Consider the following 26,766-nt stretch of genomic DNA (forward strand, 5'->3'; position numbering starts at 1 on the left):
AACTGGCTCTACGAAATTTTATCTTTGTGTATGCATTCTACATGGGGCTGTTACGGCCGTAACATGGCATGGTCCGTTGTGGGGTGGGGCCGTTTTGCGGCCCCTTCTCCATCCCGCGTATACTCCGCGCCCGTTTCAACCATCCCGAGGACCGCCCCATGGCCAATCCCCACCTGGAATACCACCTGCAACTGCTGAACCACCTGCGCACCATCCTGGTAGCCCTCGGTGAGGCCGAGCAGGTGCCGGAGGAAAGCCACGCCCTGTTCCTCGAACGCTTCGACGAACTGCTGACCTTGCTGCCGCAAGAACCGCTGGAAAGCCAGTACCTGGGCCAGGACCTGCTCTGCCAGGTCATCCAGCGCTACCCGCAGATCGCCCACCTGGTGCCGCGCGACCTGTTGTGGTTCTTCGGCGGTGACTGCCTGCACTACATGCCCGACGAAGAGCTCGCGCTGTACCAGCAACTGGAGGAACTGCGCTACGAGGCCTCCGAGCGGGGCGAGCCATTCGACTGGCACCAGCAGAAGCAGCTGCTGAGCCTGCCAGACAACGGCCACAATCACTGACGCCACGCTCCCCTGCCAAATGGCAGGGGACATCGTTGTAAATATCCCCCGATTTGCGCGACTCGGCTTACAGCTAGACGCCGTCGCAGTCCCTACCCTGATCGGCGCACCGGAATCATCCAGTCGCCGTGCGTATGGCGCACGCCAACCCTCAGCGTAGGAACGAGCTTCATGAAAATAAACATAATCCCCCTGGCCCTGGCGTTCGCCAGCACGGCTGCCTTGGCAGCGCCAGAAGTCGGCACCATCAATTTCTATGGCAAAGTAGATGCTGGCAGCCCATGCCCCATTGAGGTCATCGACCCCTCCACGGGCGCCAGCCGTATCGAATTGGGCTCCCCCAACTCGGCCCACTTCGCGAACGTGGGCGACAAGTTCGAAGTGCGTGATTTTGCGCTCCAGATCACCCCCAAGGCCGGTGTCTGTACTATCCCGCCAGGCACAGAAGTGGACGTCGTGTTCGCCGCACTAGGCAGCCCTGTCGGCCCGGCAAACGACCTGTATCCGCTGTTGCCAGGCTCCACCCCGGATATGGCCGTCTCGATCCTCGACAAGAACAACACGCGCCTGGCTCCCGGCGATGCCTCGGCAAAATACCAGATAGACGAATTGCGACCCACGCTCATGGCGTTCTCCGCCCATTACGAAGCCATCAAGGTACCGGTTACCGAGGGGTCCGCGCTGGCCAACGTGAACTTCACCGTCAACCTTCCATAACGCTGCAATCCGGGCACGCAAGTGCCCGACCTTGCCCCACAATCGCCAGGCCAATCCCATGCCCCTCACATTTCCTCTCCTGCGCTCGGCCGCCTGTCTGTTCGCCCTGCTCGGCTGCCTGAACCACGCCCATGCGGCGCTTACCCTCAGCAACAACCGCATCATCCACCAAAGCGACAAGAACAGCAGTTCGGTCACGGTCGGCAATCATGCCAAGAAAACCTATGCGGCGCAGGCCTGGGTCAACACCGAAGCAGACGATACCACCACCGCCGTGCCGTTGATCGCCTCGCCCGCCCTGTTCCGTATCGCGCCGGGCGACGAGCAAGCGGTGCAGATCAACCGCCTACCCAACGACCTGCCGCAGGACCGCGAGTCGCTGTTCTTCTTCAACCTGCAGGAAATCCCCCAGACAGAGCCTGGTGAGGCGAGCAATACCCTGAACATTGCGCTGCGCACCCGCATCAAGCTGTTCTACCGGCCTAGCCAGTTGAAGGGCAACCCTCAGAGCCTGATCAAGGACCTCACCTGGTCAGTGCAACGCATCGAGGGCAAACCGCACCTGGTAGTGGACAACCCAACACCCTTCCACTACACGTTCGGCCTGCTCGAAGTGACCGGCAACGGCAAGTCCGAACAGCTCAAAGGACGTGAAATGGTGCCGCCGTTCGGGCGCCAGCGCTACGCACTCGCCAGTACCGCGCCGTCAGCCAAGCTGTCGGTGACGTTCACCACCTTCAATGATTACGGCGGCGTCAGCCCGGCGATTACCCAGCCCTTGGGCAACATCACACCTTGAGGCAGCCCGTTATTTGAGGGTCAACTTCATTTCTTCGAAGCTCGGGACAAGTGGCCAGGTATGACCATCGTCATAGCTGAGCGTACAGCTCACTATCAACTGCGTTCCGAGCTCCAGCCCCTTCACGAAATCCAGGTCGATGGTCACGTCATCTCGGCTGCCGATACCCCCGGTCACGTCCAGGTCGATCAACTTGTAGCGGGTCAGTACGGGATGAGTGACCCAACCGGAGGGTGTCTTGCCTCTCGCCTCGAGCGTGATCCGCTGGTCGGTGGAAATATGCTTCCACTTGGCCAAGGTGACCCGAGGGTTGGAGGTCAACTTCCACACTTCCAGTGAGTCGCCGGTACGCTCTGGGATCTGCGGCGCGGGCAGCTTGTTACGGGGCATGGGTAGCACTGTCACCTCACGCTCACCGGAGTCCAGCGTGTCGTCAGGTAAAACAATCCGATAACGCAACTTCACCACCTGGCCTGCCATGGCGACCACATTGCGCATCGGAACAGCATATTCGCGCTGCCCTTCGACCCAGGGTTCGAGCCAGCTTCCGAAACTGCCCTCCTCCCCCAGGAGCAGCTCCACATGCTCCCCAGCTTTTATGACCGCGTCCGCTGGAATGATCACATCGAGCGGCGCGGAAAAGTCCAACAAGGCCAGTTCGACCGACGTCCTGTCACCCAACGTGGGGGTTTCCAAGGCTGGAGTGTGACGCGGCAATGGTTGCGCAGCCACATCCAGGCTCGCTGGCACGGGATAGGGGCTGGAATTGCCAGCGCGGTCGCGGATGAGATAGTGCGCATAGCGCAGACCGTCGAGTCGGTCGCGAATCATCCCGCCCTCATAGACGAACTGCAGGGGCTTGCCAAGGTCGTCCTCGGTCAGCGTCCAGTGGCCGGCCTCATTGTTCTGGTACGGGGCGCTGTCCCAGTAGTAGGTGATCTCATCCCCCACCTCGGCAACCGCGTAATCAGGTATCAAGGCCAGCAATTGGTCATCGTGGCGGAGCAGGAAATCCTCCGTAAGCTGACCGCCGCCCAACGTGGGAAACTGCAAGCGCCCATCATCGTCGCCCAGTTCGGGTTTCGTCTTGTCGACCGTCACGGTGAGCTTACCCGAGCTCAGTTCGGCGTGGTTCCACACATGCCCTACATAGTCAAACCGTAGTGTCCCCTCTGCAAAGTAGCGAGGCTCGATGTCCACGAAGCGCTCGCTTTCGGGCAAAGCCTGCGTCCATTCCCTGTGGCCCACATTGACCGCTTCGCCGTCGTTATCGACACAGTAGATATCGACCCACTCGGGCCAATCGGGACTGGGTTTGGAATGGGTCCACAAGGTGAATTCGACACGCACCGGACCGGCCAGCGCCTCGATGGGGATCAGGTTAGGCGCCCCGCCCGGAATGTCCTTCAGGGCATCCGGAATGACCGGTGCTGGCAGATCCGCGACAATGTCTGCCGATAGAGTGTTTGTCATACGCATGGGCCTGCTCCCAATCCGCAGCAAAAAAAGGGTAGGCCCATTGCCTACCCTGTATTCAGGTCCTACCAGCTGTAGCGCACCCCGACATTCGCCCCCCAGGGCTGTTCGATGTGATCGCCATTGCTGTAGTCAAAATCGGCATGCAATTGCAGCCTTTCGTTGAGCGATACGGCCAGCCCCGCCCCCAGCTCACCGCGCGAGCCGGACAAGTCGTTGTCGAAGCGGTTGTCATTGACCTTGACGTCGTTACCGTTGACGAACTCATGGGCATAAGCCAGGCGCAGGTAAGGCTGCGCAAAGCGGCCCTGGCCCAGATCGAAGGTACGCCCCGCGGTGGCACCGACCTTGCCCAGCAGCGAGCGGGTGTCATCACCCTGTGCCTGCAGGCCGTTGTCCAGGTGGTAGTCCTTGCCCTGGATGGTGACGGCGGACCATTGGGTATAAGGCGCGACGAAGTAGCCATCGTCCAGTTCGAACTGGCGGCCGAACTCGGCGGACACACCCAGCCCGAGGTTGTTGTAGTCACCTTTGGTACGCTTGCCGTCGCTCAGGGTCACATCGGACGAATTGTCGAACCGGTTGAGCTTGACCACGCCATCGAAGTAGTAACCGCTGGCGGCGTCCAGCCATGTCCCATACAGGCCCAGGTAGTAACTCTTCACCTCGGCCGAGGCACCGCGCTCAAGGTTCAGGTCCGAGCTGCTGTGGCCCGCCATCACACCCGCCAGCCATTGCCCGTCACCAAATGGCAGTACGCCATCAGCGCCGAGCGAGAAACCCTGCTGGACCTGCTGATAATCACTGCCGGTTGCGGTCGCGACATTGAACTTGTTGCCATAGGCCCTGCCCCAGGCGCCCGACTTGCCTTGATCCCGACGCACCTCACCCATGCGGCTGCGCAACGTCGTCAGTTCGCCATACCAGACCGTGGGCGAGGTGTTGAACAGGGCAAGGACAGAAGCCGTTCCCGGGCTGATGATCTTGCGCGAACCGTCGAGGTACCAATCGTTGCCACGCTGCACCAGTTCGTAGGAAAACGCACCAAGATCGACAGGCCCATTGAGCAACGAGAACTGCGCATCGCCGCTGGCGGTGTGAACCAGATGCAACTGGTTTTCCGCCACCGGATCGGCGCCGCTGCTACCCACCAGCAGGCTGTGCTGCCCCGTGGCCGAGCCGGTCACGTCGAGGAAATCGGTTTGCCCCGTACTGAAATCGGCATCCATGATGAAGGTACCGTTACCGCTCAGTTCGCCGACCGTCAGGCGCTGGTACTGCCCGGCCTCGCCGAAGCGCACCGAGCCTGCATTCAGGGCCAGGCTGCCCACGCTGCTGTCTTCGACCATGTTCCAGCGCGCCTGGTTGGCCACGGACAAGGCCTCGACATTGTCCAGGCGCCCGGTCAGGCTGGCATGGTTGTCCAGGCTGATGCTGGCGCTGGAGCCCGCTTCCACTTTGACGTCCCCTACCAGGTCACTGGCATCGACCGCCAGGGTCGCCGCCGAGTTGCCCTGCACTTCCAGCAAGACGCCATTGCTGCCTACCAGGTTGGACCCCGCCCCCACCTTGATGTCGGCCTTGGCGGCAAGGCCGGGATCGCCCACGACGATCGCCGACCCGTTCCTGCCCTCCACCGTACTGCCCACCAGGTTGACTTGCGCCGCATCGCTGAAGGTGTCGTCAGCGGATACCTGCACGCCGGCACCGGCCCCCACCAGGTGGCTGCCCTGGGCATTCAGTTCGGCATTGCCGAACAGCACAGCCGCACTGGACGTGCCGGTGCCCACCAAGGTACTGCCCTGCAGGTTCAGGACCGAGTTGCCCGAAAGCAGCGCCCCGCCTTGTGCACCTTCCACGTAGCTGTCAACCACGGTGGCCGTGGACCCGTCGAGGCCCCTGCGCTGCAAGCGCAAGCCTGTCCTGTCGCTGACGATCCTCGACCCGCCGTCGATGTTGGCCTTGGCATTGACCAGTGCCACGCCATTGGCACCGTTGGCCGTTACGGTGCTGCCTGTCATCTGCAGGCTCGCCCCTTCACGTACATCGATAGCTTCGGTCGTTGCCTGCTCGGCGATCAGTTTCCCACCCGGGCTGACCCGATAGCTGTCCACCGGGGTGCCCTGGCCGATGTTCAATTCTCCTTCGACCAGCGTCAACGCGTAGGCGCCTGGTGATGCCGTGACCGCCGAGGCCAGCAGCAACGCACGGGCGAGCGGATGCATTCCTGAATATCCAGGAGTCATGGGTTTACCTCGTTAATGCTTCGTTCAAATGAAAGTACGGTTAAGACGAAGTTACGAGCCTACAAACTTAGATCCGAAATACCTGTAGGAAAATTCCGATGTCGTGCAGGATTTATCCTCACCCTCGCGTGCATCGCAATGCTATTCAGGGTTTGGGCCGTAACGGGCAACTTCCTATCCCGTTGTGCATGACAACGAAAACTTCACGCACGTCTGACTCCCTGGGTTTTCCACCTACAGTGAAAGAGATTTTCACTCGCCCACGACCCTCCGGTTGCGCGGGCGTATAAACCTGTTTCACGTATGTTTCGAAGGGGATCCGCCAGACAAAGCCATTTATATTTGTCTCGTCCAGCGTAATGACGGGCTCGTAGAGGGCGCCGTCGACCGGGTCGTTACTGCCATCCTCGCCATCGCCGTGCACTGCAGACCAGTGCATGGTTATCTTGTCAGTTACGACGAGACCGTATTGGGTGAGGTCATCAACCTGAACTCGCACGGCCGGGTCCGTGTCATCGTCATCTTCATAAATCGATTGGCAAGTCAGCAGCGTGAGTCCACCACTTTGCACAACCCCCAGGAACTCAGGCTGGACGGGATACACACCCACAGCCTCGACCAACACATTGGTATCGAGCGACCGGATCGGGTTAGGGTTACTGGGTCGCTCTACCCGGTAATGGACGGGCACGTTGCCATTGCGGCCGGGCTTGATGACCTCATCCCAGCTGACCGTTTTGGTGATCGTGGTCCCGGGTTCGCCAACCTGGACCTCATGTTCGAGACCTGCAATCAGTGCCCCCCCCCAATAAAACGTGAGCACATCCTTCGCTTGCAAGGTGGCGTTGATCACAACCGTCAGCGTTGCATCCTCGAACTCGTCATCGGGATCGGTCAGGTGGTTGTCCTCACCCGATGCACTCGTAATCGTCACCTTTTCCAGGTACTGGTTTTCCGGGTCGGGTACTTCGGGTTCAGGATCCACGGGGTCCACCGGCCCGAAGCGCTCGAGGTTGACCTTCACAGTGGTATCCATCGTGCCTTGCGGCACGGTGCCACGCCGAAGCTCGTAGGTGACTACGGTGTCCTTTTCCCCCGTGCCGTCTACGCCATAGTCCGCATACAGCACTTCTTTGCTCAGGGTGAATTCCACCGGGAATGTGCCCGTATCAGACATCGCACGCCATTCCGAGGCGGGCTGGTTCCCCCAGATGACGCGCAGTTCGTCCTTAGGCTTCCAGTTGTCAAATGCCAATACCTGCACAATGACCCCGGCAAAAGCATCGTCCTTGATGATCCGTCCTTTCGCAGCCTGCGGCACGACAGGGGCCTTGAGATTGGCAGGTAGAGCGCCCAGAGCGACGCCTACGTAGGTCGGAAAGGAAAAGTTGCTTCTATTGCCCGCCTTGTCGATCAATACATACACGACTGCGATGCCGCCATCCCCGGCGTCATCAATCACTGCTTTGGAAACAGGAATGTTCTGGGGGCGTGACGTGACCTCCACAGCAATATGCGGATCAAGATCTTCGGGAATCTCGGTAACTGAAGCGTCCAGCCACCAGACTCCTACCTTGTCTTTGGGCTTGAAATCAGCGTAATCGGGCAACTCGATTACAACCTTGTCTTTATTGGCATCCGTGACCGGTGCGATATCCGCCATCTTTTTGGGCGGTGTCTGGTCGTAAGGGGCCTTGCGGTCGAAGATAAGGGTCAGGGGCAGCGAGTCACTGAAATCTCCGTGACCATGTTCAACCTCATAGCCGAACGTATGAACACCCTCTCCCAAACTCTCTATGAAGTCTTTCGGCACAGTAATAGGAAAGGGGAATAGCGTTTCGTCACCCTTTGTAAAGAAGTCAGAGCTCAGCGCATTACCACTTGGCAAATGAATAAGCTTTAACTCATCTTGGAACAGCGTACTTCCTGGCAATTGCCAGGGGTTTTCAACGACAACAACCAGCTCCAAGTCCTGCTCGGCGAGATACTTCCTGAGTACCGTGTTATCCGCTCTATCTGCTATCAATTCGTCGTCTACGATCAATGCATCCAGCGTCGCCCTGCGCACTCGAGAGCCGACGGGATTGACGCCAGCGGATACCGAATCTTCGTTATCGTTCATGATTAATCTCCCGGAGAAATACGCATTCGTCGACGGTTCAATTAACCTTCGACCTACTCCCATACTGTTATCCCCCCCGCCGTCACGCAACTGGCATTTTTATCAGGTTGACAATTAACTTACCCATAAAAAAGCCCGCCTTCACGGCGGGCTTCAAACAACTTCAGCGGGCAGACTCAATATTCCTCGCTGGTCAACCTGTCCAGCGGATCATAACCGTATTTCACCACTTCCGCGTTCGCCACACTGACGCACCACAACAGCCTGCCGCCCTTCTCCCTCACGGCCGTCAGCAAATCCCCTGCCGGGCTACGCATGACCCTGAAGGTATCGACCGGGTGGGTCGCCGAGGGCACATCGACCCTGATCACCCTGCCCTGCTCGTCAGCAGTGAAGCGCCGACCGTCCTCGTCCCATACCCGATTGCCGTGCTGGTCGAACGCCTCTTCGATCAGCGCCGGTACTTCGACATTGATCAAGCGGCCCAGCCCATCGTAGGTCAACACCCGGCCGGCATCATCGAGCGTGAGGTTGCCGTCCTTGTCATAGTCCAGCGGTATAGTGGCCGGATAATCCGGATGATCATTCTCGATACGGCTCAGTTGCGCCGGGTCTTCATTTTCGAAGTAATACCTGGCCTGATTGAGCCCCTCGGCAAAGCGCGTATTCACCCGAGTAATGTTATCGATTTCATCGTGCCGGAAGACTTGCTCCTGCATGACGTTGCCGTACTGATCCACCGGAGAAAGCCTGCCCTCGCACAGATACTTGCGCAGCCGGCCACGCACGTCGTATTCATAGGTTTCATGGCGCAGCACCTCGTGAATATCGCCTTCGGTCAGTGTCTTCCAGACAATCGCGTCTTCGACATCGTAGCCCTGTGTCAGTGACTGCAACGTACCGCCAATGTCGAACTGGCGTTGCACTTCCCTGTCGAACGCGTCGAACATCATGACCGTTTCCAGGCGTTGCCCCCCGCCCTGGGTCAGCGTCCTGCACATCCGCCCCAGGCCATCGTATTCGAAGGTGGCGACCGAAGTCTCCAGGGTCGTCTGCCGCAGCCTGCCATAGCCGTCATATTCATACACTTGAGGCACATCGCCCACGTCGGTGTAGCCCAACTGGCGGCCCAGCAAGCTGGTCTGGTAGTGCATCTCGGAGGTCTCACCCTGATATTCACGGGTCTCGCTCAGCACTTCCCCATTGCTGGAGTACTTGCGCTTGAGTACCAGCCCTTGTTCCTCGCAGCGCTCGAGGAGCGCATTTTTGTGGTCGTAATCGTAATCGGCCTCGATGCCCTCGGCAGCGATCCGCCGAAGCTCCGGCTCGTCACTCAACTCAGGCCGGTACCGATACTCGATCAGTTCCTTTCTTGGCGTCAGTACTGTATTGGGCTTCATCTGCCCTGGCTCGAACCCGAACACGCGCACGCGCCCTCCAGTAATCGACTCGACCATGCGGTCCAAGCCGTCGAAACGCTGCTCGCCCAGCACCACGCCATTAACACTGATCTTTACAGGCAAGTCCTCGCGGCTATGCGGGGCGTAGTCGCGATGCACCACGCTGTCATCGGCGAGGGTTTCATCCACCAAGCGGTTGAACACATCATAAACATAGTGCTTGGTTTCATTGCGCGCATTGACCTCCCGGGCCTTGCGTTGCAAGCCGTCGTAGTAGGTCTGGCTGACGCTGTACGACGCATCGCTGGCGTCGAGCCGTTCGATGCGAGCCGGTTCATCGAACAGCGTCAACCAGGTGACAGTGGTGCCGGTAGCCTGCTGGCGATCAGCAGACTCGCGCCATTGCGTTCTGATGGGCCCTTTCGAGGCCGAGGTGCCAATCGGATCGTAACGGTCATGGTGACGTACCTCATCGACTGCGATTTCGCAGTACTGCCGGCCCCAACCGTCGAACAGCCTCTGCCGCGGCAAGGCCAATTCGCGTGGCGGCTGGTTCGGGTAGTCGAGCCAGTCGTAATCGGTTTCGCTTACCTTGTCACCCAGCGCGTCGTAGCTCGCGGCATAGGTGGGGCGCAAGGCCGCGCGCTTGCTGATGTCGGCGTTATCAGCATCCTGGCGGAACTGCGCGATGGCACGGTTGAGCCCGTCGACCAGCGTGCGGGTAATCACCCCTTTGACATCCTCGGCCGTTTGCGTGGCCTGCCCGCCGGCCTGGCTGACCAAGGTATAGGTGTACTTGCGCGAGGCCTTGAACCCATTCTCGTCCTCATCATCGGGCGAGACCGTTTCGATAAGCACCCGGCGCAGGGCGTCATAGACGTAGGCGATCTTCACCTCATTATCGTCATAGTTCTGCAGCGGCTGGTTGATCAGTACGGAATGAAGGAGCGTCTGTATCTTCTGAGCGTGACGAACAGCGCCATCTTCAAGCTCAAGGCCATGGTCGAAGCCCGTGAGGGTACGTATTTCTTCAAGCACCTCCTCACCCAACTCCGGGCGCTTGGCAAAACGGTGCTCGGTGGTCGTTTCGTGGTCGTTGAGTATCTTCATCTCCTCGACCATGCGGCCGTGTTGCAAGGGCTCGCCAGGCAGGTCCTGGTACTTGCGGAAGGTGAATTGCTGCGGTTGTTCCTGCTCGCTCACCAGTTGCGACAGTTCTTCCTCATGGGCCACGAGCCAGCCCTTGCCCAACGTCGACCCAGTCAAAGCCTTCAGGGACCGGTAACGATACCGCGTGCGCGACTTGGCTGCCGTGCCCTCGTCGGTCCTGGCCGGGTGCTCGGTGCTGGTCTTGCGGCTGCGGGTGAACAGCTGCAGGTCGGGCGGGCAATCGTCCCCTTCACCGGTGTGCGGGTAATAGGTATGGCGTGTATGGACCGTGGTGTCCAGGGTCGCTTGCTGGTCGATCTCGTTGCCCTTGTAGACTGGGGCAGCCGCCCGGGATTCCAGGGTCAGGTTGCCATGCTCGTCGTAGTCGGTGATCAGCACCTCCTCACGCAAGCGGGTGGCATCTTCCTGGATCTTCCAGCGCTTGATCTGATACTTGGGCATCTGGAAGAACGCCGGCTGAAACTCGAACATGGCGTCGGTTTCGTGGTAGACGGTCTCGGCTTCCTGGATGCAGGTCTCGCGCCGGGGTAGCTCGGCGCCCCGGTCGTACACCTCATGGGTCTGCTCGGTGCGTTGCAGCTTCAGCAAATGAAAACGGTCGAAGCGGCGGGTGATGCTGCGCAGCGGCGTGCTGCCGAGCAGATAGGTGGCGGTCGAGCCATAGCGGAATGCGCGGTCGGTACTCTTGTAAAGGTTGTCCTCGCCCTCGTCCTCCCACGAGGCGCCACTGCCCCAACCGAGGAAGTTTTCGCTGGTGTAGGTGTAGCTGGTGACCATGTCGGCCTGGTCGTGGCCTGGCTTGATCGTGTGCCTGGTCACCCGCGGCAGGGCAGGGCGGGCATCGCCGGGGAAACGATGGCCTTCATCGGCATACTCGATGAGCTCGGTGCCGCCGACCGGGGTGCGCACGGCCGTCAGGCACACCACCTCACGCACCTTGTCGTATTCCAGCGCCCAACTGGCCTTGTCATCGCTCGGCAGGGCGATGGACTCGAGCACCCGTACAGCCGGGGTGAACTGGTTATCGAGCCCGAGGGTGTATGTGGCCAGTGGCTTGCCGCCCGGGCCGGAACAGGGGTGCAGGTCGAGGGTGACCCGGTCGCTGCCATAGGTGATGAGCAGCAGGTCGAGGCCGCTGTCGTCCTTGATACCGATGAGGCACGGGGCGCCGAGGTAATTGTCGTAGCGCAGGGTGATGCCATGGCCCGACGGTGCCTCGACCCGGGTAGGCAAGGCCACACGATTGTCGGAGGGCCCATTCACTTCGAGCAGCTCGATCATGCCGCTCTTGTGCTCGACGCGGTAGCCATCGCCATGGTCATGGAACAGGAAGCTGCGCAGCTTGCGCTCCTTGATCAGCCTGCCGGTGCCGTCGTCAGTGGAGCCATCGACCCGGAAGCTTTCGCCAGTGTGCAGATGCAGCATGTTGTCGGCGGGGGTGTACTGGCTAAGGTTGAGCGTCCAGCCACTGCCGAAGCCCGAGTCCTCGATGTTCATCGGGTTGAAGCCGATACGCAGGGGCAGCGAGGGCCCGGCGAGGTTGTTGGCGACCAGCTCCGGCAGCTCGATAGCGAGGGTGTACTGGCCGGTGCGGGGGTCGACGCTGTTGACGATGAAACTCAGAAAATTGAATGCATTGGAATGCAGCAATGATTTGGTGGTCATTGTGAGGCCCTGAAGTAGAAGGCCCCGCCCCGCTCGACGAGGCGGGAGCGGGGTTATTGCACAGACAGGATCAGCTGGTTTCGGCTGTCTTCGACGGTGGGTTCCGGGAAGCCGATGCGCAACCGATGCCGCGTTCCACGCATGTCGTAAAGCACGAGCATCATGGGCTGGTCCAACGTGATCCTGTGCATTCTGGTTTCATCGCCGTTTGCCCTGCCGTCATACCAGTAAGGCATGTCGGCTAAGCGGTGCAGCATGATGATCAACTCGCCCGGCCCTGGCTCCTTGCCCTCGATCACCTCCTGTTTGATGCCGTTGTAGTTAACTGCCGCGGCCAAGTCTGTCAGCATTTGTTCCTTGTAGAACTTGTGCGGCTTTTCCGGCTTGTTCGGTACTGGCAATTCCTTGAAAATGCAGCCCAGGTAGCTGAAACGCTTCTCCTTTACCTGGTCGCTTTCCCAGCGAATCGATGTTGCGGCCCCCTCCGGCTCGCACGTTGCGAACTTGATGGTTTCCAGTTTTTCCTCATAGCTGAGCGTCCAGTAATCGATCGAATCCCGCATATAAGTGAATTCATCTTTCGGTGCACCCGTGCCGGGATCGAAAATATAGCCCTTGCCGTTGAACACTCGCTCACGGGTAAGTTTGTAATCGCCTGACCCCGGCCTCACCGGCTGCACGGCTGTGGTTTCGAGGAAGGCGGCTTTATCCTTCGACTTCCAGGGCGTGCCATCCTCTGCCGTGAACATGGCATAGAACTCTTCTACTCCAGCTATGCCGCTCTGGAGATAGAAGCGCACCGAATTGCGTGTTTCCTCAGAGCGCACTGCGGGTGGATCGTCACTCGCCTTGGCACCGTCGTAGCGGTCAAAACGGTTTATCACGGCGTTGGTCGCCCACATGTTCACACCAGACGGCAGGCCCTCCTCACCCTTGCCGACATCCTGGACCTCTGCATTGGTGGCACGGTATACCAACTTCATGGTGCTCATTTCGTCGTCCGACACGGGTATCTTGTATTTGATACCACCAAAATCGAACTCGTCGGTTTCGACTGCCACTTCCACCAGTATCTGCTGCATGCCATTGGCCAGGCAGACAGGGGCACCTAATACCTTGATTTCCCATTTCTGGATCTTTTGCCAAGTGATTGGCGGGTTTTGGTAGGCATGCTCGACGATCGCGTAGCCGGTGTAACGATCGTCGATATCCGCCATGATGACGCTGACGGGGGCCGTGGGATGACTCGGCGGGGTGTAGTGACCATCGTCGTCGACGTCTCCCTCACCAAAGACCTTCCAGGTCGCCTCCTCGTGGTCATCGGGGCGCAGCCTGAACGCAATCGGTTCGGCCCCGTTGAACACCGGCACATGAAAAGGCATCACGTTCAGGACTTGCCTGTAGGCAAAAATGACCACCGTGGCGATATCGGTGCTCCCTGTTGACGGGTCCGTCACGCGGATATGCTGCAGGCGAACTTCAGGCAGGTACTCCTCCCCCGGCTCGTACGGTTTGAACAGCCGCCCGCCGGGTTGCTTAGGGTCAGGCAGCAATTCACCGTAGACGCTACCTTCTTCGTCGATCGGAGTGAGCTCCCAGATCAGCTCGGCGCCGGAGAGCGAGCTGGCTTGCAGCTCGACGGGCCCCATTAGCGTGCCCCAGGTAGCTACACGCGGCAAAATGTTGACTGCCCGGCGCGACTCGACCAGCAGTCCGGTGCGTGTCTGCGGCCCTTCGGCCGAGTCGAAGCTCGCCGATACCCGTACCAGTTGCTGATCGCGCCGGAACGTTTCGGCGAGCGGTGCCTGATAGGTTGCGCCTACCATCGCCCCGGTGTGCGCCTCGCTGTTCATGTTGATCGCAGTCCACTTCACATCAACCGTCTGCCCCTCGTTGTCGAGTACGTACGGCTGACGCTCACCGGCCAGCACTGCGCCTTGCATGGGCTCAACGAAATAGGACTGCGCCGAGGGCTCGACGCTACCGAATATCACATGATCCAGTGGATCTTCTCGCTCGGCCATGTCGACCTGGTAAGCGTTGGGCAACCTGAGTTGGCGCAACACGTCTGGCGTTTCATCCCGGCTGACGAAACGGCGCAGGTTTTCCGCGATCAGCGTCGTTGTGTTATAGGCAGCAGTCCCTTGCGCAGTCAGGTCGTCCGGTATCAGGTAAGGGTACTGGTCGGGATTACCCGGCAAGCGACCGGGCCGCATATTGATACGTAGCTGGCAGAACAGCACGAGCGCGCCATCTCCGTATTTCGTCGAGCGTGGATTGCGCCCCTCAGGCGCCGGCTGGGTGAGTAAACTGAAATTGCGCGGGGTCAGCACCCCGTAGTCGTTGAAACCCAGCGTCGCGCAGGTGTAGAGCTGGCGGTAGGTCGGGTGCGCCTTGATACGCTTGCCCAGTGCCTCGCCGATTGCCACGCGGGCATCACCGCTCGCCCCCCCGAGGTTACAGCTGAATCGAGTACCCGACGAAAGGTCCAGCGTCACCATGCTGCGGTCGCCGCGATTGCCTGCCCGTACCTCAAGATCAGCGGTCATTTCCAGCGCCATGCCCATGTCTTCGCGCAAGGGCACACTCTGCCGCAGAAACGGTGGGCTACCGGGTACATGAATGGTCGAGGCGTAGGTACCTGCCAGGATATTGAGCCTGACCGTGACACTGCGGTTGGTGAAGGTAGCGTTCTCGAACGACACCTGTGGCGCACCCAGCACGATATTGCTCAGGGTTGCACGCTCATCGTCGCCAATGCCGACCGCTATGCTGAACGGTGCCAGATAACTGTGGTTGCTGAACGCGGACAAATACTCTTCCCGCAGCATGCGGTTGATCTGGCCACGGTCGAATGCCACGATGGCGCCCCAGTCGAACATCACGTTGCCTTCAGCCAGACGCTTGAGCAACTCGGATTTGGAGTTGGTCTTCATTGCGCAGCCTCCTTGCTGTTTTCTTCGTCGTCCGGACCGTACAGCGTGTCAACCAGAACCTGCGGCTTGATCAGCGGGACAGGCAGGATGGCGTAAGTCCATAGCCAGTACTTGTTGTCATCTTCGATGGCGGCGATGACGGTATAGGGTGTCAACGGCTTACCATCGATGGAAACGGGTGTCAGTAAGCCGTCCTCGAACTTGGCGTTGCCATAGACTCTGTACCAGGTGGTGTCCTCGGCAGGAACGTCATATTCACCGGTCTTGCCAGTGCCCCGGAATGTCACTCGCAGGCCATCTTCACCCCCAGCCACACTCGGTTCGACCTCGTGATTGAACCAGTTGGTTTGATTTTCAATGGGTATCAAGACCGGCGTTTCTACCGTTTCGCCCAGCGATGATGAGGTAACGCGGATGGTTTCGACGCGCAGGACTTCGCTGAGGTCATCTTCCCAGGGCCAGTCGGCCTGGGTACCGCTATCGAGCCATTGTTGACGGCGCTGCAGCCATTGCTGACTCTTGCGCGGCACGTCGGAAACGCGCTCCAACTCGAAACCGGGTAACGGCTTGACCTCACACTGGCAATTGTCGTCTTTGTCTCCTTCGACCTTGCATACCCATTCCTCTTCCCCACCCTCGCCTTCCACCAACTTGCCCGCAAAGACATGTTGCTTTCCGTCAGGGCAGCTGCAGGTACATTTACATTTGGGCAGGTGATAGTATTTGCTCTGTTGTTGGCCCGAGGGATCCGCTTCGGGATCATCCGAGAAGTAACCATATGAATCGGCCGGCAGGGAAAATTCCACAGGGGAGCGGTCAATCGTCGCGGCAGTCAACAAGTACTTGCCATCGGCGGCAGCCTGCATGACCATCGGCGATACCCCTAGGCTACGTCGGGTGATGCTCACCAGGGCCTTGGTGAAACTCTTGCCGCTGGTGGCAGTGACGATGACCCGCTTGTCGCCGCGTACCAGGCTGCCAAGTGCTGGCGCGGTGTATTCGCCCGTTTGGGCGTTGATCGAGCCATAATCCTCAGTTTCCTCCCCTGGCAAGTTCGCCGCCGTCCAGGTCACCGCCCCGACCGGGGCAGGCGTAATCCTGAACTGATGTTTTTGGCCCGCCAACACCAGCGGTTCAGGCGTCTCGAACTCGAACTCGGTGCGCGCCGGCGACAGGTATCCAGGCAGCGTCAGGTCGCCCGGGAAGCGCACAGCCGATGGCTGCGCGGATTCTTTGCCACTTCGAAACAGCAGGCCGTTGAGGCGAAATGCATCGATGTCCTCTGCCACGCTGACGATGGTATCGATCGTACTGCGGATATTCTCAAGTATCTTCAACTCGCCAAAGTCGATGAACTGTGAAAGAAAACCAGGCCCGTCGCCGACCATTCTCAATTTTTCATCGGGTACCATCTTGTGTCGCATTGTGGGAGTGGCCGCTAGTTTGAGGGTCAATTGACCAATATCATTGCCAGCCGTTTCGACATGAAACTGATAGCTGGCCTTGTATTCCCAGATATAGTTCACTTCCCCCTTCTTCCAGGTGCCATTCATTCGCTCCAGCGAAACCGGGCACGTGCCTTGGCCAAACCATTCGAAATTGAGGCTGTCGTCACCGGCCTTGACCTCGAACCGGGTGAACTTATCGTCGCCAGTCGCGACAAAGCCCAGCGCCAACCCGTTGGTAAAATCGATTGTCTTGACGTTCTCCGTAGCGCCCTTGAGGGGAATAATCAACTTCCCCTTGGTCGCCTGGATGCCGGTCACAAACGTGTTGTCTTCGCCTCCAATATATTTCGCCTCAAACTCATCGCTCTGATTCTCGACCTTTTCAAGTCCCCTCGTGACCAATCGCTTGATGAGGAACTTGTTACCGAGTAACAAGTTCATCGTGTAAGGATTGGAAGCATTTTTATCGGGAGAGGGCAACAGGTAATGCATGTTCTCGTCGTTGTCGGGAAGGCCCGCCTCCGAGTTATCGCTGTCTCTCATGGTGACGGGGATAATGACCGCCCCCCCGCCATTCTTTGTGGAGTTTCGTACGCGGCTATCGGGTGATGCATGGGTGCGAACGATGAATTTCTCCGGCTGCAGGAAATCCTTGTCCTTGATCTTCATTTCATTGAGCACCAGGATTTTCTGGGCATCGTCCCAGCCATCGAAAATTTTCTTGTAGCGATCACCGCCGGCCCGGTTCTCTTCGCCTGTATCGGCAAAGCGCAGGTAGAAATCCTGAGCCTTCTTCAAGTCGATGAACACCTTACCGGCTTCGGAAACCGTGCCGGGACTGCTATCGAGTTCGATCCGCACATGCAAGTCGGGGCCATCGAGCCCATCGGCTTCCCTGACGCGGGTAATTTGCTTGTATTTAGATCCCGCAGGCCTGCTCAGGGTCAGCTGTTTGCCGCCACTGATTCGCATCTTCAGGTCTGCACGTGAGTGCGTAATGCTGGCCCTCTCGAACGAGAGCCTAGGCTTATCCAGCACATGATCAACGAGCCGCTCCCATGTGGTGGCGGGGGTGATCACCGTCGTGAATGTCAACGGCGCGAAATATTGACCACTGTCGAAGCGGTCAATGTACTCCTGTAGCAGCAACCGGTTGGCGCGCAGGCGATCATAGGCAAGTATGGCGTCGTAACCGTGGGTTGACGGCCCCTTCCTCAGGTACGCGACAAACTCTTCCAGCGATTCTTTTACGATCGTTTCCAGCGGTTCTTGGATTATCATGATTCCACCTTCGATATACGTTTAGGCATGCCAATGCCATTACTTGCGTAACGTCAACCAACTCGACTCAAACACGGTCCAGTTGTCATGTTCCACATCGCCCTCGAAGTTGACGCTCGCATGGAACGTGACCTTGGAACCATCATCGAACTCGTCGAGTGATGTTTTCTGTAACTTTTCCGTGACCATGCGGTTGCTGACTTCCGCCTCGCGAACCAATTCATTGCGGATAGCGAACACTTTTAGCTTGCCGCCTTTAAAACCACTCACGGTGATGACCAACATTTGCCCGACACTCATGAACGGCCAGTGAGGCAATGTCAACGTGGCCTGATCGTCGCCGATATCGCTCATGTGCAACTCGGTACCGCGGCGCGGCGTGCACTGCAGCGTCGGGTAGTTGCTTTGACCCAACGGAACAATGCGCAAGTTCAAGTTTTTTGACTTATGTTGCTCGGGCATTATTTTGTAATACACGGGAAAGCGTTCGGCCTCGGTATTACCTGGGCGCATGTTGGCTGCAACCGCTGCCGGGGGAATGTGCAGGAGTTCTTCGGGTACCTTGTCGAAGGTAAACTTCAGGTTGCCCAAGGCAGAGCGGCCTTCCCAGTAAACTTCAAGGGTTTCCCCATCCAGCAACTCGATAGCCGAAAGATCGATATAGGCCCCCTCCTTTGCAAGGAGGGCCGGCAAATAGGCATTGAACTCCCCCCCGGCCCCTTCAGCCTCCGCAAAAAACACGTTCAATGGCGATTCATCGCGCCGAACGACCAGTTCGACATCGCGGACTGCCCCGCTGTACGCTACCCCTTCGCGGGCGACCTGGTAACCCAGCCTGATGCGGTCCAACCCATCAAACTTTTCAAAGGGCAGGGTGAACTGGACCACGCCACTTTCCAGGCCGCTCAAGTCGATGCGAAGTTGCTGTACGCCCCAATTATCATTGAAATGCAGCAGCAACCTGTCACTGACCATCAGTTGCTCGGTGCCCGTGATACGCAAAACCAGCCCATCGAGAAACTGCAGGGGGTCGAGCTTCCCGCTGGTATAGCCTTCTATCTCGAGCGGTGCGAGCAGTGGCGGCGCGTCAGGGACTTTGTCAATTCGGAAAGTTTGAGTGGGCGACCGCAATTTTGAGGTCAGATCGGCAAACTCGATCTCATAGTAAACATCGGCGTGCCCCTTGCTTATGAAGTCGAACTGCTCGAGCGGCACTTGCCAGCGCAGTACCTGGCCAACGTCTTGCGCCGTGACCTGGATTGTCTTTTTCCACGTTTCGTCCTTGTCACCGTTACTCTCATAACCCACGAAGTAGAGCGTCACCCCGTCCTTTGCGCGCATGGCCTGATAGGGCGGCACCAGAAAGGTGGCCCCGGCGGCGCCCAGCGTGGATGGGTCGATGTACAAATTGTGTGACTGTGGCGCTTGTGCCACTGGCATATGCTCCAGGCGATGAGGGCGCACCCCCACGAAGCAAAAGGCGCGCATTGATTGTTCAAGTACTGGATTAATAGGCTTGAAAGAAAAGAATGCGTAGCCGCCTTCAGCGGCAGTCACGTATTCATTCGGCACTGGAAAGACTGTTTCTTTATTAACGGGATCGAAGTTTCTCTCGTCAACGTCGTGAAACAGGCCAGATTCGACCGGGTTACCTTGTTGGTCCGCGCCGATCCAGAGCACGTCGACAGTCTGGCCTACATCGATACCGTCGTAGGTAAAATAAATAGCTAAGTCATCACTTCCCAATTTGGCGAGATCCACTTCGTCATAGGGTGTGAGGTCTTTGATTCTCGGCCGCGGCGGGCGCTCGACAACGGCGGGTGGAGGCATATTTGTATTCCCATGAACGAATGAAAAGTATGCTCACGCTATCCCACCACCGGCGGCCTGCCTACTGACAAAAATAACAGGTAGGCATCAATGAAGCGGCTGTGATACTTCGCGCCACTGCCATTCGCAACACCCTGTACCTAGCATTTTTGCTAGCTGTTCCGGCCTCGGCATCTCGCTAGACTCGCCGGGTGAACTTCTCACTCAACCTTGAGGATTCGTGATGAACAACCCATGGCGAATAACTGGCACCGTAGCGCTACTGATTCTGCTTTCCGCACCGGCCTATGCCGAGCTTGCAACCATAAAACATGGCGACAAGTGGTCTTCAGACCAGAAGGAATCGGACCATGATTTCAGATGCCCTTCCAACCAAGTCCTGGTAGGGCGCAAGCACAGTGGTGACGAGAACGCCGACACCAATTTCCTGTGTGCAACTGTCTTTCAGAAGGAAACACTCAAGACATTTAACGAGACCAAGCAGAATGTCGGCACTTGGACTTACGCATCCTGCCCAGAACCTAAAATCATGACAGGCCGAGGTAGGTCAGGCGATGAAGAAGAACCCTACTGGATATATTGCTCTGAAGTTCGCGACGTATGGGGCCACGCCTTAGTTCCAACATGGACAAGCGATAAAGAAGGAAAAGAGTCCGATCACGAAGCCGTTTGCGGAAAAAATCAGGTACTTGCGGGTATGAGACTCAGCGGCGATGAAAACGGACAAACCTTCTACTATTGCGCCGAACTGTACTGACCTATATTACGAGGCATCATCATGTTAACTTTCATGAAGCTAGGCATCATCGGACTACCGCTTCTCCTGACCAGCCTCGCACCGCTCGCACAAGCCGGCGCTCAAACGCCTGCGCAGGCCGAGTCAAAAACCGAGGGCACCATCCTCATAATCGACAAAGATAACGCGCAGTGTTCCCTGAGTGTACCCGGCGAAGGCAGCGGCGAGCTCATACAATATGAATTCAAGCTGCGGGATAGCGCCTGCAAAGATGTGAAACCGCGCAAGATAAAATTCGACAAGCTTCCCTCGGCAACGGAAATCCTGATTACCGATGGGCTCGGTTGTAGCACCAAAGATGGTAAAAGTAACTTCTGGATCAAACTGTTGACCATCAGCCGAACTGATACCGACTGGTTCGAATTCGAAGACCTGGTCAGCTACCCTAAAGAAGAAATCATTTCCAAAGGCCTGGAAATGGTTGACAGCAAGTATAAAGACCCCAGTGAAGTCAGGGACAAAGCCCAGTGCGTGCGGGTGATAACTTCTGCACGCGTTGATCCTCCTACGCCGGTTCCCGTCGAACAAAACAAGCCTACTTCTTACGACGGACTTAAACCCCATGATCGCTTTACTTGTGGCCTGCACCAAGTGATGGTAGCGCGCGCAAACGACGGCGACGCGGAAAATGGCAAAGTTTCCTATACGTGCTCAACCTTCAAGCAGGCCTCAACCGACCTGACTGTCGCTGCAGACGAATGGAGCGACAGCTTCAAGGAAAGTGATGGCGTCTATTTCATGTGCCCGCCTGGCAAAGTCATGACTGGAATGGACCACTCGGGCGACGAGAACGGACCAACCAAGTACCGCTGCAGCAGTCTATATAGCGGCGATAAAAAACTGTCGGTCATCTGGTCCGATGAATGGTCTGATGCACAACAAGAGAACGACAGCGAATTCCTCTGCCCCAAACACTCATTTCTAGTCGGCCGTCGTCACATAGGTGACGAGAACGACAGAACGTTTTATCGCTGCGCAACTGCGCAATAAGAGGGAGGACCGATCATGACTATCTCCTCAAAAACAGCCTCCAATGCGTTCAACTTCCTGAGCTTCGTCAATAACAGCGTTGATCCGCGCACCGGCCTATACACCCTCGCTATCGAACTGCCAGAGCTGGTCGCCAACAACCTCGCCGGGCCTTCGCTACCCCTGCGCATCGGCTTCAACCCGATGAACATCGAGGATTCGGGCTTCGGCCGTGGCTGGACGCTCAACCTTAGCCAGTACACCCCCGACAACAACATGCTGCATCTGCACACTGGCGAAAGCTTCCGGGTCGATGGCTCCACTGACGACGGCACCGGCAGGCTGATCAAGGAGCGCAAGCTGCGCAGCTTCCTGTTCCATGACCATGGCGATGGCTACCGCGTCGAGCACAAGAGCGGCATGATCGAGCTGCTCGAAGTGAATGGGCCCTCCGACAATCGTGTGGCCTTGCCTACCCGGGTCGAGGCACCGTCGGGCCATGGCATCACCCTGCGCTACGACAATTACCTCGGCGCCCCGTGCCTCATCGGTATCAAGGACGACAGCGGCCTCGACCTGCTGCTCATCACCTATGGCAGCGACCGGGTCACCCTCGACCTGCACCCCTATTCCGGCCCGGGTGGCAAGCCACGGGCCACTTACACCCTCGAGCTCGATAACCGGTTCACCCCGGCCGTACGCGTGCTCGAGTCCATCGTCCTGCCCAGCAATGACAGTTGGGGCCTCGACTACGACAAGGTGCGTGACATGGTGTGCCTGACGGCCGTAGACACCCCGGTCAATGGCACCGAGCTCATCGAATATGCCGATGAAGGCCACCGCTTCCCCGGCGATGCCCACCCTGCCCTGCCGCGGGTGACCAGGCACACGATCAAACCTGGTCACGACCAGGCCGACATGGTCACCACCTACACCTACACCAGCGAAAACTTCCTCGGTTGGGGCAGTGGCGCCTCGTGGGAGGACGAGGGCGAGGACAACCTTTACAAGAGTACCGACCGCGCATTCCGCTATGGCTCGACCGCCACCTATCTGCTCGGCAGCACGCCGCTGCGCAGCATCACCCGCCGCTTCGACCGTTTTCATTTGCTGAAGCTGCAACGCACCGAGCAGACCCATGAGGTGTACGACCGGGGCGCCGAGCTACCCCGGCGCGAGACCTGCATCCAGGAAGCCGAGACCGTCTACCACGAAACCGACGCCATGTTCGAGTTTCAGCCGGCGTTCTTCCAGATGCCCAAGTATCAGATCAAGCGCTGGAAGATCGAGGGAGATCTCGCCCGCTTGCGTGAGGAGGTGCTGATCACCGACTACGACGAGCATGGCAACCTGACCCTGGAGTCCGTGGCGGCGCCGCCGGTCTACAAGGACAACGAGATCAACCAGCAAGCAACTCTGGATACCACGGTCTATACCCGTCATACCTATTATCCACAGACCGGTGAAGGTGAAGATTGCCCGCCCGACCCACTACTGTTCACCCGCTGCCGCAAGACCAGCACGGTACACCCGGCCAAGATCGGCGAAGGCCAGGCAGCCACCTTGCGCACCCGTTACCGCTACCAAGCCGTGCCTGCCCTGAGCACGGCAGCGGCGGCCCAGGGCTTCCTCGATGCCCGCGAGGAAGAACTGTCACAGGTACTGGATGGCGACATCGAGCGGGTTCTGCAGGCCACCACCCGCAGCCTGTACAAGGAAAGCGAGCACAACGCCTTCCTGCATGGCCGCCTGGCCCAGCAGGCGGTGACACTCAAGCATGCGACCGACCCTGGCAAGGACAAGACTGCGACGTCGACGTTCTTCCATTCGCTGATCGACGACGACAACCGGCAAAAGACCTTGCTGCAAGTGCGTGAGACGTTCAAGGCGCATGACCTGAGAGAGCGCACAGTGGCCCGCGCGCATTCCATTCATAGCGGCCTGCTCATGCGCGACCAGGACGCCAACAAGGTCAACATCCACTATCAGTACGATGTGCTCGACCGTATGACGGCCGAGACGGTCATGGGTGACGATGGCGCCAATGCCGCGAGCCGAACCTTCGCTTACGTGCTCGGTGCCAAGCCCTACGAAGAAGTCACGGATGTCAACGGCGTGGTCTCGCGCACCTGGTTCGACGGGTATAACCGGCCTATCCAGCATGACCGGGAAACCGAAGACAAAAGCACCGGGCAGCGCAACTGGCACGTCGTGCAGACGACGCAATACGACAGCGCAGGCCGCACCGCGTCGGAAACCACCTACGACTACCTGGACAACGACGAAAAGCGCACGCTGACCAGCACCTATGGCTATGACGGCTGGGGCGAACGCGTGACCAGCCAGCAGCCCGATGGCGTCGTGGTGTGCATCCAACGCTCGCCCTTCGGCAAGGAAGGGTTCATCGTCGACACCTGGCAAGAACGTCACGGCGAGGCCAGGCCACGCAAGTGGCGCCAGTTTGCCAGCAGCGAGTACAACCGCTTCGACAAACCGATCAGCGACCGCCGTCTTGACACTGCAGGGCAGTTGGTGGGGCGCATGCAGTATTACTACGACGGTATCGGCCGTTGCGTGCGCCAGGTGCAGCACCTGCGCGACCCCCTGGACCTGGAGGCGCCCCCACTGCAGCAGGAGACCAAGCTCGCCTACGACGTGTGGGGGCGCATGAACAGCAGCGAACGCCCCGATGGCAGCAAGCTGCTGCGCCGCTTTGCCAGCCACAGTACCGATGAGCTGACCATCGAGCTGTCACTCGAGCCGGCAGAAGGCGAACCAGGCAGCATCATATGCGAGCGCACCTTCGACGGCCTCGACCGGCTGACCAGGCTGACCGTCGGCAAGCGGACCGAGCGCTTCAACTACCACGGCCAGACGACCTTGGTCGACGAACATACGAAGGCCTCCGGCCGCATCCTCAAATATGCCTACACACCGGAGCTGACCCAACAGCCCACCTCGGTCGCCCTGAAGGGGGCAACGGCAGCCAACGACGACGCCCTGTTCGATTACGCCAGGCCCGACGCAGAAATGACCTCGGCCGAAAACAACGCAGGCACGCGAAGCTACGACTACACCGACCAGGGCTATTTGCTTGAAGAAACCTGGACCGACAAGACCACCAACACGCTCGACTACAGCATCACGCACGACACATCGCTTCAGGGCCGCCCGCTCAAGCGCACCGCCAGCAATGGTCCGCAGACCGTTTACACGTACGACGCCCAGGGGCGCCTGCAACAGACCAGGCAAGCGCGGCAGGAACAGCCTACGCGAGGTTACCTCGAAGCCACGTTCATCTATGACGCTGACGGGCGTCTGTACCAGACCACCACGCTCGACAATGTCAGCAAGCGACAGGTCACCAGCACCGTGTTGTATGACGACCAGGGGCGTGAATCCGAACGCAGCGTGGCGCTCGATGACGGCAGCACGCGAACGATACAACTGGTATGGCAAGACAACGATCTGCTGCACAGCCGCGCCACGCTGCAAGACGGTCAGCAGCGCCTGCTGGAAACATTCAGGTATGACGGCCTGAACCGGCTGACCAAGGTCAGCTGCACGCTCGAGGACGAGGGCGACGCCGAGGCCTACTTGCCACGTAACCGCGCCGGCCGCTCCATCACGGCGCAGGTGTTCCGGTTCGACCTGTGGGACAACCTCACCCGCTGCCAGACCACCTTCCACGACGGCAACACCGATGACGGGCGCTTCGAGTATGGCACCGAGAATGCGGACGATGTCTACGACCGGTTCCAGCTACGCGAGCTGAGCCACAGCTTGCACCTGCAAGACCCGGGTGCAGAGGATTATCCGAAGTTCCAGGCGTTTACCTATGACAAGGACGGCAACCAGTGCAATGACGAGTGGGGCAACGCCCTGACCTACGATGACTTCGGGCGCCTGCAGCAGGTGACCAGCAGCGATGGGCAACGCGTGCTGTCGCGTTATCGCTACGATGCGCACAATGACCTGGTGGGTGTAACCCAGCCTGATGGGGTCGAACAGCTGCGCCGCTACGAAGATTACCGCTTGAGCGCGGTGACCCAGGGCAATGAGCAGGTTCACTACCTGTACGGCGACACGCACCCGCTTGGCCTGCAGAACCTTGCCAAACCGCAGGACACACGCTTGCTGGTCACCGACCATGCCGCGTCGGTGACGGCCGAATACAGTGCCGGGGGCGTCAGCCAGGCGCACTTGAGCGTGTATGGAGAGCGTGGCGACGATGACAGCCTCAAGGCCCTGCTGTCTTTCAATGGCGAGGTGCGAGAACAACTGCTCGACTGGTACTTGCTGGGGCGTGGCCTGCGCGCCTACAACCCTGGGCTGATGCGCTTCCACAGCCCTGATTCACTGCCCCAGGAAGATGCAGGGGTCAACCCCTACATGTATGCCCTCGGCAACCCGGTGAACTGGGTCGACCCGACGGGCCACCGGTCCTCGCCGGTGCCAAGCCGGGATCCGAAGCCGCCTTATATCGATCCTTTGGAAGAGCCTAAGGGCGGCGGGTTCATGGACATTCTCGGGCACTTCGGAGCGCTTGCCGCAGGCATTATGGTGGGCGCAATTTTGGCCAGCTTGCTGCCACCGGTGGGCGCGATGGTGATCGGCGTGACGCTTATCGCAGTAGGCGCAGGCATGTATTTCCTGGCAGATAAAATGACCAGCAACAGTCAAACACAGTCGATTATCAAATATGCTGGCGCATTCATCGCAGGTGTCGGTTTAGGCATGCTAGGCAAGGGAGCGTTTAGGTACTTCAAGGGGGCGGGGGGGAAAGTTACAACTCCAGGGTCGCGTGCGGGTGCTGGCAGTCAAAGAGGAAGTATAATTTCGAACGCCCCATCTACGGGCCCTGCACAGCAGATGCCCGCGCCTGCGCCTCAACCTGCAGCCTCACCTTTGAACACAGCGAGTGCAGCACCAGCACCAGCACCGCGTGCCCCCACGCCGCCAGTAGACTACTCAACACCGTCGCCGGCACCTTCATCAGCACCTTCATCAGCACCTTCAGCAGCACCTTCACCAGCACCTACGCAGGCAAGTTCGCTGGCAAGTTCACCGCGAACATCGATATCGTCACAAGGAGGAGTTGACACGACAAGCTATATCAACCAAAGGAATTGGCGCCATCTCCTGTATAGAACAAACGGCAAAACGTGGGAGGCCCTTCGCGATCGACCGTTCACCTCATACAACTAGTTGTAAGCCATAAACAGCAGGGGCCCCAACTGGGGCCCCTGCTTTCTTAGAGCAAAACCGGTCTTCTGATTTATCCCCGCCTTGCCAAGAAGTGCCTTACATCCCCGCGCTCTCATTATCCCTATCGTGCCTCT

The 26,766-nt window shown here is 58.7% G+C and carries 13 protein-coding genes; 6 read left to right on the top strand and 7 right to left on the bottom strand.

The window, feature by feature from the left end; translation table 11 throughout:
- Nucleotides 1-158 precede the first annotated feature (158 nt).
- The 3 genes from ABE528_RS24880 (at nt 159) to ABE528_RS24890 (ending at nt 2,085) form a co-directional block, all read left to right on the top strand.
- Nucleotides 159-569 (top strand): PA2817 family protein, encoded by a 411-nt coding sequence (locus tag ABE528_RS24880; protein WP_346654347.1) that lies wholly within the window; start codon nt 159-161, stop codon nt 567-569.
- Between the two features lie 171 nt (nt 570-740).
- Nucleotides 741-1,286: a fimbrial protein gene (locus ABE528_RS24885; protein WP_346654348.1), complete on the top strand. Its 546-nt coding sequence runs from the start codon at nt 741-743 to the stop codon at nt 1,284-1,286.
- Nucleotides 1,287-1,344: 58 nt separating this feature from the next.
- Nucleotides 1,345-2,085, top strand: coding sequence for a molecular chaperone (locus ABE528_RS24890; protein ID WP_152959124.1), 741 nt, complete (start codon nt 1,345-1,347; stop codon nt 2,083-2,085).
- A gap of 9 nt (nt 2,086-2,094) precedes the next feature.
- Here ABE528_RS24890 and ABE528_RS24895 read toward each other — a convergent pair whose 3' ends face one another.
- The 7 genes from ABE528_RS24895 to ABE528_RS24925 all read right to left on the bottom strand — a co-directional run bounded on the left by ABE528_RS24895 (nt 2,095) and on the right by ABE528_RS24925 (nt 19,659).
- Nucleotides 2,095-3,564 (bottom strand): hypothetical protein, encoded by a 1,470-nt coding sequence (locus ABE528_RS24895; protein ID WP_346654349.1) that lies wholly within the window; start codon nt 3,562-3,564, stop codon nt 2,095-2,097.
- Nucleotides 3,565-3,626: 62 nt separating this feature from the next.
- Nucleotides 3,627-5,786 (bottom strand): autotransporter outer membrane beta-barrel domain-containing protein, encoded by a 2,160-nt coding sequence (locus tag ABE528_RS24900; RefSeq protein ID WP_346654350.1) that lies wholly within the window; start codon nt 5,784-5,786, stop codon nt 3,627-3,629.
- A gap of 166 nt (nt 5,787-5,952) precedes the next feature.
- Nucleotides 5,953-7,929 (bottom strand): hypothetical protein, encoded by a 1,977-nt coding sequence (locus tag ABE528_RS24905; protein ID WP_346654351.1) that lies wholly within the window; start codon nt 7,927-7,929, stop codon nt 5,953-5,955.
- A 176-nt stretch (nt 7,930-8,105) separates the two neighbouring features.
- Nucleotides 8,106-12,164: a sugar-binding protein gene (locus ABE528_RS24910; protein WP_346654352.1), complete on the bottom strand. Its 4,059-nt coding sequence runs from the start codon at nt 12,162-12,164 to the stop codon at nt 8,106-8,108.
- A 53-nt stretch (nt 12,165-12,217) separates the two neighbouring features.
- Nucleotides 12,218-15,100, bottom strand: coding sequence for a hypothetical protein (locus tag ABE528_RS24915; protein WP_346654353.1), 2,883 nt, complete (start codon nt 15,098-15,100; stop codon nt 12,218-12,220).
- Complete coding sequence (locus ABE528_RS24920; protein WP_346654354.1) at nt 15,097-17,829, bottom strand: hypothetical protein; 2,733 nt, start codon at nt 17,827-17,829, stop codon at nt 15,097-15,099. The genes ABE528_RS24915 and ABE528_RS24920 overlap by 4 nt, the downstream gene beginning before the upstream one ends.
- Nucleotides 17,830-17,868: 39 nt before the next feature.
- A complete protein-coding gene (locus tag ABE528_RS24925) occupies nt 17,869-19,659 on the bottom strand; it encodes a hypothetical protein (RefSeq protein WP_346654355.1) in 1,791 nt (596 codons plus the stop codon).
- A gap of 223 nt (nt 19,660-19,882) precedes the next feature.
- Between ABE528_RS24925 and ABE528_RS24930 the strand changes: the two genes are divergently transcribed.
- Genes ABE528_RS24930 through ABE528_RS24940 form a run of 3 tightly spaced genes read left to right on the top strand, consistent with a single transcriptional unit; the run spans nt 19,883 to nt 26,632 of the window.
- Nucleotides 19,883-20,416 (top strand): hypothetical protein, encoded by a 534-nt coding sequence (locus ABE528_RS24930; protein ID WP_346654356.1) that lies wholly within the window; start codon nt 19,883-19,885, stop codon nt 20,414-20,416.
- Between the two features lie 21 nt (nt 20,417-20,437).
- Nucleotides 20,438-21,445, top strand: coding sequence for a hypothetical protein (locus ABE528_RS24935; RefSeq protein ID WP_346654357.1), 1,008 nt, complete (start codon nt 20,438-20,440; stop codon nt 21,443-21,445).
- A gap of 15 nt (nt 21,446-21,460) precedes the next feature.
- Nucleotides 21,461-26,632 (top strand): RHS repeat-associated core domain-containing protein, encoded by a 5,172-nt coding sequence (locus ABE528_RS24940; protein ID WP_346654358.1) that lies wholly within the window; start codon nt 21,461-21,463, stop codon nt 26,630-26,632.
- Nucleotides 26,633-26,766: the final 134 nt, after the last annotated feature.

This window comes from Pseudomonas sp. TWI628 (assembly GCF_039673865.1).
Classification (GTDB): Bacteria; Pseudomonadota; Gammaproteobacteria; order Pseudomonadales; family Pseudomonadaceae; genus Aquipseudomonas.